Raw genomic sequence first — 10,339 nt, forward strand, 5'->3', positions numbered from 1 at the left:
ACACCAGTGGGTTAAAAACAGTGATAATTGTAGGAGAACTAATTAATTCTACCCGTAAAGCTATTGCTAAGGCCATCGAAGAGAAAGATAAAGCCTATCTTCAGGATTTGACTCGTCAACAAGCTGAAGCTGGTGCTCATTACATCGATGTGAATGGCGCATCAGGCGGCGATGAACTGGAAAATGTCAAATGGCTGGTGGAGCTCATCCAGGAAGTAATTGATGTTCCTTTATGTATAGACAGTCCTAATCCGCAGGCGCTCAAAGTAGGCTTAGAACTTTGTAGCAAAAAACCGATGATTAATTCTATCAGCGCTGAGCCGGAGCGTTGGGAGCTAGTATTGCCTCTCGTAGAGCAATACAAAAGTAAAGTTATCATCCTTTGTATGGACGATAAAGGTATGCCGGAGTCAATAGAGGATCGGTTCGAGTCGCTGATAAGTTAGTGACAGGTCTGACTGCCGTTGAAGTTTCTGAAGACAATATTTATCTCGACCCACTGGTCAAGCCATTAGGCGTAAATCACGCTTTCGGAGTAGATGTTTTGGAGACCACCCGCGCCTTACATCAAAAATATCCGAAGGTACACTTGGTTTCGGGACTGTCCAACATTTCTTTCGCCTCCCGGAACGTAAACTGTTAAACTAAGTTTTTATGATAATGAGTGTGGCAATGGGCATGGATGCTTTTATTCTTGATCCCCTGGACCAAACAATGATGTCCTTAGCTACTGCATCACGGACTCTAGCAGGACATGATGAATACTGTATGGAATATATAACAAAAGTACGTGAAGGTAAAATACACGCGTAAATTGTTGGGGTTTTAGGAATTACATTTCTAAAAATATTTGTGAGCCTACATGTTTTAAGACACCTTTGGAATGTAAAACTAAATTCTAAGGTGTCCTTTTGTTAAAGTGCCATCTAGAAAGGAATACTTCTAAACGCACTTGGAGTAACCCCTACATTGTTTCGAAAATTGACAACAAAATTAGATTCGGAAGAAAACCCGCAATCGAGGGCGATCTCCTTAATTTGTAGAGAGGTGTTTTTAAGGAGTGTCTTGGCATGGTTAATTCGAGTCTTAATAATAAATTCGTAGGGGGAATATCCGGTTTCTTTTTTGAAGTTTCTGGCAAAATGATAGGTGCTAATGTTAACAAGTGAGGCAATGTCATCAAGTCTTAGTTTTTGTCTGTAATTTGCTTCGATGAATCCTATGGCTTCCACAATGGGATCATTTTTTTCAGATTTTTCTAAGGCAAAATCAACAGAAAACATCAGTAGTTCAGTCAACATACGTTGAATATAACACGAAATTATTGGTTCGGGGATTGGACTTTCCGCCCTTGCAGATTCGATAACTGTATTAAAATACTTCGGTATTATTAAATTATTATTCAAAGGGATGACACACCCTAACCGTGAATAGATCAAGTCAAATAGTTCTCTGCTAGTATTTCCATCATAATGAAGCCATAATGTTGTCCAGCCGATATTGGTACCATATTCATGAGGCCTGTGACAATTAATAATTACCAGATCGTTTTCTTTAGCACTATAGGTTTTTTTATTATAACAAACAGTTCCGTGCCCACTCATAACGTACATTAAGAGATAGCTATTGTAGTTATTTCTGCTCACATGGTAATTGGGGTCACAAAAGAACTTGCCGGTGTTCATTGGGTAAAAAAACAGGGATTTGGCTAAATTGCTAGGGGTGAAAAAGTAATATTCCGATCTATCCAGTACCCCTTTTTCGTTTACCTGCATAATGTAAAAACCACCTAAAAAGAAATTTTTTTAAATAGCAAGATTTAAAAACAGATAAGCAATATAAAAGGATGAAATGCTATAACATTACTATATAATATGAATTAATGAGGTGCAAGATTAATTAACTCAATATTATCGTACAAATTGGAGGAAAAACAAATGAATTCTAGAGAAAGATTAATAAAGACCTTGAATCATCAACAACCAGATAGGGTTCCCCTTGATTTAGGAGGAACTTCTCAAACAGGTATAAGTGCCAGCACCCTTTACCAGCTTAGAAAAGCATTAGGCTTAGAGGAAAAACCCATATTGGTACATGAACCTTCACAAATACTGGGTATGGTCGATGAAGACGTTTTAAAAAAGCTTGGTGCAGATGTTGTTGGGTTATGGAATCCTTACACATTTATGGGGTATAAGAATGAAAACTGGAAACCTTGGAACATGCCGGATGGAACACCTACATTGATGTCGGGAAATTTTGAATATTCTGTTGATGGAGAAGGAGCTACTTATGTCTATCCTCAAGGGGACAGATCGGCTCGTCCATGTATGAAAATGCCGGCCGAAGGGTATTTCTTTGACAGTATTGACCGCAGTGGGGGCTTTGAAGAAGATAAACTTGACGCAAAAAGTGACTTTGCGGAGGATTTTCAGGTTTTTGATGATGAAACTGCTAAATACCTTGAAAGAGAGTCAAAACGTCTTTATGAAGAAACAGAATACGGTATTGTTGGAATGTGCGGCGGCGGTGGATTTGGAGACGTAGCTGCGATTCCTGGTGCAAATGTAAAGAATCCTACAGGTATACGTAAGATGGATGACTGGCTTGTCGCTCATATTCTATACCCGGATTATATTCTTGAAGTTTTTGAACTTCAGGCTGAAGTTGCGTTAAAGAATTTAGAGATTTACAAACAGGCTGTAGGGGATAGGATTCAGGTTATCTGGGTAAGCGGCACAGACTTTGGTACACAGAATTCCGAGTTCATGTCACCGGAGACTTACCGGAAGTTCTACAAGCCATACCAAAAGAAACTAAATGACTGGATTCATAAGAACACCAACTGGAAAACATTTTACCATTCATGCGGTTCTTTGGTAAGGTTGCTGGATGATATGGTTGAAGCTGGCATAGATATTCTTAATCCAGTTCAATGTTCAGCTGCAGGAATGGGCCCTAAAATGCTAAAGGAAAAGTATGGACAAAAACTGGTTTTTTGGGGCGGTGGGGTAGATACGCAGCAGGTATTGCCTTTTGGAACTCCAGAAGAAGTTAAATCACAAGTAAAAGAACGGTTGGAGATTTTTTCAAAAAGTGGCGGTTTTGTTTTTAATCCAATTCATAATATTGTCGGAAAAACGCCAGTTGAAAACCTTTTAGCCATGTATGAAGCGGTAAAGGAATACAATCTAACTTTATAAGAGTTTAATATAGATCTTTAGAGAATGTAGAGGGTTTTGTGTAAGTGGTTAAACCTACCATTAGGGAAGGATTGATCATTTGTGCAAAACTCTTCTTCATTGGCAAAAGGCTGCAAATCCGTTGAGGACATTCAAGAGAAACTGAAAAATCTGTTCAAAAATACCTTAAAAGAAATTTTGAAGCCAGCAATTTAGCTTTTCCACCGATCATTATTGAATAATTCACTTATTATGCACTTTAACAACATCATTTACTTAATTTAACTGCAAAATGGATATACCTCCCCTACCCAAAATTAGTCTTCTTAGGCTGAATAACTTGACCTGTGCTATAAGTGGGGTTAACTCTTCCGTCAGACAGTATATTCAAACCACGTTCAATGTGGTAAACCTTCATGAGGTAAGATCGCCGCGCCTTGTCGGAATTCCGATAGGTTTCGGCTCACTCCCTCCCAAACCGTACGTACCCCTCTCGAGGTATACGGCTTTCCATTTATCTATCACTTAGATTATATTTGCATGTATTTTCTCATTACAGACCGGACATAGTGCTAGTGATTTTCTACGGCTTTTCTTCATCAGCTTTTCCCATTCGGTTTTATCGGTTAAATCTTTCAACTGTCTAACGTGGTGGATGCGAATGTCGCTTGTGGTTTTGCCACATAATTCACATATTCCACGCCTGATACGGCTGGCAAGGGTGTTTGAACCTTCGTATTTGCGGTATTGAGGTAGAACATCCGCAAAGTCTGGTGCCGCTTTTACATTCTTGCGGAATCCATCATGATAAACTTCACATCGCTTTAATCCAGCCTTGGTTCTATAGTCCACTCCAAAAATGCCATTCTTTGTGTGTGAAGCCCTCACCTTTGCTATACTTGTTTGCCTTTTGCGGCAAAAGTCTTGTACATGCTACCTATCATTATGAACGCAAAATTACTTAGTACCGTGGCGTTATCTGCTAACCGATAGTAATTGTAGATGCCCCGAATTTCCGCATTGATTTTGCTGATGATTTCAACTTCCGGTCTGTTCATAAGTTTCCCTCGATGAGTGGCTTTCCATTTCTCAATACCATTTTCATCATGGTATATTTTGAAAGCCTTGTATTCCCGCAGTTTATTGACCCACTTTTCCTTTGGAACATAAAGCCTAATCTTGCCACGCCACTGTTTACTAAGACTGCCACGGTTATTACGCTTGGTACTCACACTGTGTGATACTGTGAAGTTGTATCCAAGATAACGCACAAATTCAGAGGCATGCGTAATTTTTGTTTTCTCCTCCGACATAGTGAGCTTTAACTTTTCATGCAGAAACGCCTTTACATCTGCCTTGACTTTTTCAGCATCCTCACGGGAACCGATAATACCTATCACAAGGTGAGTAGACCGGGGGAATTTCACCCCCAGTCTCTCTCAGAACCGGACTTGAAGTAGAGTAGGCACCCAGCGAGTTGCTATCCTAAAATAGTACTTTTCCAGATGCCCCTCTCAGAACGGAGCGTGCAAGTTTCCTGTGCACTCCGCTCGCCAGTGATTAACTTTCAGCCGACATTAGCGTTTACAAATCTCTTACCGTCATATTTACCTGAGTGGATTTTGGTGTGGCATTCGAGACATACGGCCAGTGTTTTTCTTCTCATTGCCATCATTCGTTTCATCCATTCAGGTTTTTCTTTTCTACCGTTATTTTCGAGGTCCTTTAGTTTCTTGACGTGGTGCATTTCAATATTTCCACTTGATCCACATAACTCACAGGTATCTTTCATCAGACGATCAATAAGTTGACTCTTGATGCTGAACACATTTCCTGTCGGTAGCTCATCCATTATGATAGCATCCTTCTTGTATCCGAGCTTAAACCCTCCGAAGTAAGCGACCAACGGCTTTTTCCCTTCCCGTTTCACTTCCGTTTGAAGCACCTTGTAGCTTTGTCCGTCAGTTTCACGGGTCGTTTTGTACAACTTGAAGATTTTGTTGACCGTCGTTTTGAACTTATTCGCAAGGGTACGTGCCAAAGATAACTCCATTGTTCTCTTGAGACCATGTAACTGATGAGCATTATAGGCAAGCAGATAGTATTGGGCGAACCCACGAAATTCGGACTGGTATTGGGCAATAATATCAAAATCGGAGTTAATCGTCCGTTCCTTTCGATGAATTGGTTTTCCGCTCTTCCTATATTGTCTTGCTTTGTCTTTCATCTTCTCATCTGGAACGCGAAAGCCGATCACCCCATTGATGCTGCGCTGTCCTCGTTTATCATGCTTCGTATCCTGATGCAGCACGTGGATATCATAGCCAAGAAATCTCGCCTTTTCGGTTTTCGCATGGGTAATCAAGGTCTTTTCTTCGTTAAGTGTTAATTTTAGTTCACTCACGAGAAAGGTTCTAATTTGTTCCTTGATTTTGATCGCATCCTGCATAGGGCCTGAAATTCCCAACAACCAATCATCCGCATAACGGATATAATAAAGTCGTCTGAATGCCGGATCATTCGAATCTTTGGAAGGCATGGACTGTCTCTGCTTGTTGAGTTCCTTTACTATCTTCCAGTCTTGACGGCGCATGTGCTTTTTAATCTGATTGCTCAGCGCTTTGTAGGTTTTGTTTTCTGTCCTTCTGCCCCCGCGGTTATAGATGGGGAGGATGTGTTTCTCCATAAACTGGTCGAACTTGTCCATATAGAGGTTAGAAAGCAAAGGACTTAAAATTCCCCCTTGCGGGCATCCGCTTAGGGTAGCATTATATTTCCATCCTTCCATATATCCACATTCCAGAAAGTGTTTCATCAGTCTCACGAAGCGATTGTCTTTCACTTTTTCAGCCAGAATTCCCAGTAGAATGCCGTGGTCTATACTGCCAAAACAGTCGCGGATATCGCCTTCAACGAACCATTTTACACTTTTCCAACCATTTTTAGCCCGAATAGAATCCAATGCCGTGTGGCATCCCCGATTGGAACGGAAACCGTGAGAGGCGTTGCTGAATTGTGGATCAAAGTAGATATTCAGAATCAGACGAATGACTCCTTGAAGTAATTTGTCCGACCATGTTGGCAGTCCGAGAGGGCGTTGCTTCTTACTGCCTTTTTTTTTGACATACTCACGTCTGACAGGCGCAAAACGATAAGTTTCCTTTTTCAGTTGATCGATAATTCGATCAATCTTAGCAATGGACATGCCGTCAACTGTTTCGTCTGTCACACCTTTGGTCATCGCGCCGTTGTTGGCATAAATATTCTTGTAAGCGATAAGATACAACTCTTTGTTATAGAGCAAACGGTAGATGCGATATAACGGTAATTCTCGTTTTCCTCTGTCGCCGATGATATCCAATACTTTTTCGGCCTTCTGCATTCCGCATACCTCCAAGCGATTGATATCGTAACCACCTGTCTTCCTTCTCCTGATCTCCCGCATACTTAGTTACCCTTTCGGCGGTAAAACGATCCAGCGGCACATATTAAAGTCCGCCTGTGCAACCGTCATTACGACCGCCACCTTGGATACTACGAAGACTCCGTCACCTTAGAAGTTTCCCCCGTTAGGCAATCCCATGTTCTGCGCAGAAAGAACGTAATAGTCCGACTTAGGTTCCCACTTATTACCTTGCTTGAATTCATTATTCAATGTCTTATGACTCTGGATTTCCCCGAAAGAAACGCTATTTCGGGTATGTCATAAGTGAGGAGTATTTAGATTGTGTATCCTCAGATGTGAGCTTCCATCACTGGTAATTTAGGTTTAGGTAGTCTAACTTTAACCATATCGGACAGAACTTGCGCGACCTGATTCTACACAATCTTCAAATCACCCACGCTTTATCACCATGCTCCTGTATGTGAACATTGTTTCGGTCAGATTATCCATGCTTCGTGATATCAAATGGTAGATGGAGAGCCGTATACATTGAAAGGGTGCGTCATGTCATGCGTAGAAAGAATTGTCCGGTTACCGGATCAAAGTCATTGGAAATACTTTGAGAACGACACCCGCCTCAAATTGATCATGCGAATATTCCACGGCGTATCCGCTATGAGACTGCTTAACCTACGCACATGGTGGATTAAAATTCTTACATTTACCGCATTACAGAGTTCACAGACACCCTGCTTGAGCTTGTACGCAGGGCTGTATCTGCCAAATGGGTATTTGTATTCGATTTTAACGTCATCACCATATTTTGTCTCACTCGCTTTATCTCTGCGGAAACCATTGTGGTAATACAGCACGGCTCTTTCTACACCCTTTGCTTTGTACTTGACGCCAAGTTTGCCATCGATATCATATTTGGTTCTGACTTGTCTCACTGATTTCTTATACTTTTTGGCGAGCGTCCTTAAAAGGCTGTAGTACATAAAATTGTTAAATTTGTGTAGAACGGAGGCGTTGTTGGCTATTCTGTAGTAGTTATAGAGCCCTCGAACTTCTTGGTTGAATTGTTGGATGATTTCGAGGTCAGTTTTGTTAGCGAGTTTGTTTCGGGCAATAGGGTGCCATTTTTCTGGTTCATTCGATGTTTGGGGTCGGATCCTTATTACTTCATACGCATGTAGTTTTTTAACCCAGCTCTCCTTGGGTATGAGTAGCTTGATACAGTAATTATGGGTGCGTGTCAAGGTACCCTTCGAGTTGCGTCGAGGATTATTGTTACGTGCAACGGTTATGTCGAAGCTGAGAAATTTTGCTCGTTTTGCCGAATGGGTTATTAGCGTTTTTTCAGCGGAGAGGCTTAAACTCAACCTTTCTGATAGGAACTTTGAGATGTCGTCCTTAATTCGCAAGGCATCATCTTTACTTCCAATGATTCCTACCAGAAAGTCGTCAGCATACCTTACATAGGAGAGTCTTCGGTATTGAGGGTCAAATGGATCTGCGTACGGAATATTAACCATTGTCTTTTCTAGCGCTTTAACCTGTTTGCATATTTTAGACTTTTCTGCTTTATCTAAGGTTTTCCATGTGGAGGTGCACTTCTTTTTAATATGGTATTTTTGTGCTTCTGCTTTTCGGTGTTCAGGATTTCTCCTGCGCGCACTTCCCATGTCGAAGGACTTTTTAATTTCCATCATATATTTGTCTAGTTCATTCAGGTATATATTCGCTAGAATCGGACTGATGATCGACCCTTGGGCAGTGCCGCTGTATGTGACGTAATACTGCCTGTCTTCCAAATAGCCTGCTTTAAGGAATTTTCGAATGAGTTGAATAAATCGTTCATCCTTTATTCGCTTGCGCAGTATTCTTACCAGAATGTCGTGATCGATGGTGTCAAAATAGGCCGAAATGTCACCTTCAATGAACCACTTTACCCCGTTGAATGTACATTGAATTTGTTGAAGTGCTGTGTGACAGCTTCTTTTCGGTCTAAACCCGTGAGAGCAACTGAGAAATGTATCTTCCCAAATGCTTTCTAAGATCATCCTTGTTGCTTCCTGTACCAGCTTGTCGTCGATTGAGGGAATACCCAGTGGGCGTTTCTTTCCATTCTTCTTCAGAATGTAAGTTCGTCGTGCTGGATTTGGTTTATAGGTTCCGTTTCTTAGCTGGTTAATAATGTCGTTGATCCGTTCTAGGCTTGTTCCATCGATTGTTTTGCCGTCAGAACCCTTTGTCATGTTGCCCGGTTTTGCATAGATTTTGTTGTACGCTAACAAGAAGAGCTCTTCGTTATACAGATTCCTGTAGATTCTTTTGTACTCATAGCCTTCGGCTTGGGCATGCTTCTTGAGATTGTTCATGATCACTAATGGATTTCTCAATGTCTCTCACATCCTCCATAGTTTCTGAACGTTGACTGCCTCCCTTCGCCATGTGATGGGCTTTCCCCATCTCCGACTACTACGGAGGCTCCGTTGCCATGGCAAGCTAGCTTGCTTTAGGCAATCCCCATTTAGGTGTTAAGAGAAAAGCTTGTCTTGATGTCGGATACGATTTTCGCCCTTTCATGAATACTCAAGCAGGAGGGATACGTACTACTGCCATGTCTCCTTACCATAAAGGCATGGCGTTACCCCTTGCAGCGTTTCAATGGTTGCTTCGCTGCCGATACATCTTTGGCCCTTCGAGCTGTCGTTCAAGCAATACAGCTTTTATCCTCGTTCAAGACTTTTGTCTTGCCTGTTCAGTCGCAGCCTAACCATTGGCTGACTTATGGCTTTACCAGTATGCTATTTTCCTGATTGGCGTTTCCACTTTTCAGTAAACTGGTTGACAATAGGTCGTTGTAGTACTGGCCTACTACGTGCTAACGCAGATTCTCTTAGCACCCTGTTATGGGCGCACCATATGTTATGTCCACACCCCAAACCTGATTCGGTCGCACTATCTTAAGATTTCTCAACAGATATGGTTTAACATATTGGGCGTGATAACGTTTGCTGAGATTGGGTTTAGGATAGATTGTAATAATATCCATTGCTTTCATTAAACGCCGTACACGCTTACGATTGATTATCTCATTCTTACAAAGAATATCCGTAATTTTGCGATACCCAAACGTGGGATGGGCGGTATGTATTGCATCAATCTTGTGCATTATTCCAATGGTTTCCTCATCCGGACCGGTAACCTTCGGTTTCCTGTATGTGCTGCTACGATTGACCGATAATAGCTCACACTGACGTTTCACCGTCAAATGCTCATGATGGTGTTCAACAAGTTCCATACGCCTACTATCTGCCCCGTAATTCTCTAGATTTTTTTTTCATCCAATCAACTTCGATCGTTAATTGGCCTACTTTTCGCTCGAGTTCTGCAATTTGATCTTCCTTCTCTACAAGGACCTGCTCGGCGTCAGAGGGGCCTTTCTTAAACACTTCAAACGCTCGTTCCTGAAACTGAGTCTTCCAGCGACCAATTACGACGGGACTGATCTGATGCGTGGCAGCTAGCTCATTAACCGTAGTTTCCTCCCGCAGTAATTGAAGAACAACTTGGGCTTTGAATTCTGGGGTAAAGGTTTTTCTCGTTTTACTCATGTTACCAGTATAACCTAATTTTTCAATTTACTGTCTCACCTATGGGGTTCAGTATATCCCAGTGTCCGTGTCGATCGAAAAATATCCGTTTTAATACATTTGCATCCATATGCTTAGAATACCAAATTCGCAAGTAAAGGGGTACTCTCCGG

The 10,339-nt window shown here is 41.6% G+C and carries 11 protein-coding genes; 4 read left to right on the top strand and 7 right to left on the bottom strand.

The window, feature by feature from the left end; genetic code table 11:
* On the top strand, nucleotides 1-446 hold a 446-nt coding region (locus UF75_RS31130; RefSeq protein WP_348983090.1), incomplete at its 5' end, for a dihydropteroate synthase.
* A gap of 214 nt (nucleotides 447-660) precedes the next feature.
* On the top strand, nucleotides 661-813 hold the full coding sequence (locus UF75_RS31135; protein ID WP_348983091.1) for a hypothetical protein: 153 nt from the start codon (nucleotides 661-663) through the stop codon (nucleotides 811-813).
* A 113-nt stretch (nucleotides 814-926) separates the two neighbouring features.
* Here UF75_RS31135 and UF75_RS22490 read toward each other — a convergent pair whose 3' ends face one another.
* A complete protein-coding gene (locus UF75_RS22490) occupies nucleotides 927-1,775 on the bottom strand; it encodes an AraC family transcriptional regulator (protein WP_045576776.1) in 849 nt (282 codons plus the stop codon).
* 162 nt (nucleotides 1,776-1,937) lie between these two features.
* On the opposite strand from UF75_RS22490, the gene UF75_RS22495 reads away from it, so the two are divergent.
* Nucleotides 1,938-3,203 carry a uroporphyrinogen decarboxylase family protein gene (locus UF75_RS22495; RefSeq protein ID WP_045576777.1) on the top strand — a complete coding sequence of 422 codons (1,266 nt, stop codon included), beginning with the start codon at nucleotides 1,938-1,940 and terminating at the stop codon, nucleotides 3,201-3,203.
* Nucleotides 3,204-3,707: 504 nt separating this feature from the next.
* Here UF75_RS22495 and UF75_RS26570 read toward each other — a convergent pair.
* The 4 genes from UF75_RS26570 to UF75_RS22510 all read right to left on the bottom strand — a co-directional run bounded on the left by UF75_RS26570 (nucleotide 3,708) and on the right by UF75_RS22510 (nucleotide 8,969).
* The gene (locus UF75_RS26570) at nucleotides 3,708-4,034 is read right to left on the bottom strand and encodes a hypothetical protein (protein WP_156146566.1); all 327 of its coding nucleotides are present in this window, start codon (nucleotides 4,032-4,034) and stop codon (nucleotides 3,708-3,710) included.
* A 41-nt stretch (nucleotides 4,035-4,075) separates the two neighbouring features.
* Complete coding sequence (locus UF75_RS26575; RefSeq protein WP_052693543.1) at nucleotides 4,076-4,582, bottom strand: group II intron reverse transcriptase/maturase; 507 nt, start codon at nucleotides 4,580-4,582, stop codon at nucleotides 4,076-4,078.
* 167 nt (nucleotides 4,583-4,749) lie between these two features.
* Nucleotides 4,750-6,564: a reverse transcriptase/maturase family protein gene (locus UF75_RS22505; protein ID WP_045576778.1), complete on the bottom strand. Its 1,815-nt coding sequence runs from the start codon at nucleotides 6,562-6,564 to the stop codon at nucleotides 4,750-4,752.
* Between the two features lie 608 nt (nucleotides 6,565-7,172).
* Nucleotides 7,173-8,969 carry a reverse transcriptase domain-containing protein gene (locus tag UF75_RS22510; RefSeq protein ID WP_045576779.1) on the bottom strand — a complete coding sequence of 599 codons (1,797 nt, stop codon included), beginning with the start codon at nucleotides 8,967-8,969 and terminating at the stop codon, nucleotides 7,173-7,175.
* Between the two features lie 185 nt (nucleotides 8,970-9,154).
* On the opposite strand from UF75_RS22510, the gene UF75_RS29420 reads away from it, so the two are divergent.
* Nucleotides 9,155-9,346 carry a hypothetical protein gene (locus UF75_RS29420; RefSeq protein WP_197079506.1) on the top strand — a complete coding sequence of 64 codons (192 nt, stop codon included), beginning with the start codon at nucleotides 9,155-9,157 and terminating at the stop codon, nucleotides 9,344-9,346.
* A gap of 123 nt (nucleotides 9,347-9,469) precedes the next feature.
* Here the strand turns inward: UF75_RS29420 and UF75_RS22515 are convergent, their stop codons facing one another.
* On the bottom strand, nucleotides 9,470-9,874 hold the full coding sequence (locus tag UF75_RS22515; protein ID WP_082075297.1) for an IS3 family transposase: 405 nt from the start codon (nucleotides 9,872-9,874) through the stop codon (nucleotides 9,470-9,472).
* 7 nt (nucleotides 9,875-9,881) lie between these two features.
* On the bottom strand, nucleotides 9,882-10,187 hold the full coding sequence (locus UF75_RS22520) for a transposase (RefSeq protein ID WP_045576780.1): 306 nt from the start codon (nucleotides 10,185-10,187) through the stop codon (nucleotides 9,882-9,884).
* Nucleotides 10,188-10,339: the final 152 nt, after the last annotated feature.

The organism is Desulfosporosinus sp. I2 (genome assembly GCF_000960765.1).
Lineage (GTDB): Bacteria > Bacillota > Desulfitobacteriia > Desulfitobacteriales > Desulfitobacteriaceae > Desulfosporosinus.

Coding starts and splice junctions, on each gene's coding strand:
- UF75_RS22490 (WP_045576776.1), bottom strand. CDS start 1,775: ATGCAGGTAAACGAAAAAGGGGTACTGGATAGATCGGAATATTACTTT.
- UF75_RS22505 (WP_045576778.1), bottom strand. CDS start 6,564: ATGCAGAAGGCCGAAAAAGTATTGGATATCATCGGCGACAGAGGAAAA.
- UF75_RS22515 (WP_082075297.1), bottom strand. CDS start 9,874: ATGGAACTTGTTGAACACCATCATGAGCATTTGACGGTGAAACGTCAG.
- UF75_RS31135 (WP_348983091.1), top strand. CDS start 661: ATGAGTGTGGCAATGGGCATGGATGCTTTTATTCTTGATCCCCTGGAC.
- UF75_RS22495 (WP_045576777.1), top strand. CDS start 1,938: ATGAATTCTAGAGAAAGATTAATAAAGACCTTGAATCATCAACAACCA.
- UF75_RS29420 (WP_197079506.1), top strand. CDS start 9,155: ATGAATACTCAAGCAGGAGGGATACGTACTACTGCCATGTCTCCTTAC.
- UF75_RS22520 (WP_045576780.1), bottom strand. CDS start 10,187: ATGAGTAAAACGAGAAAAACCTTTACCCCAGAATTCAAAGCCCAAGTT.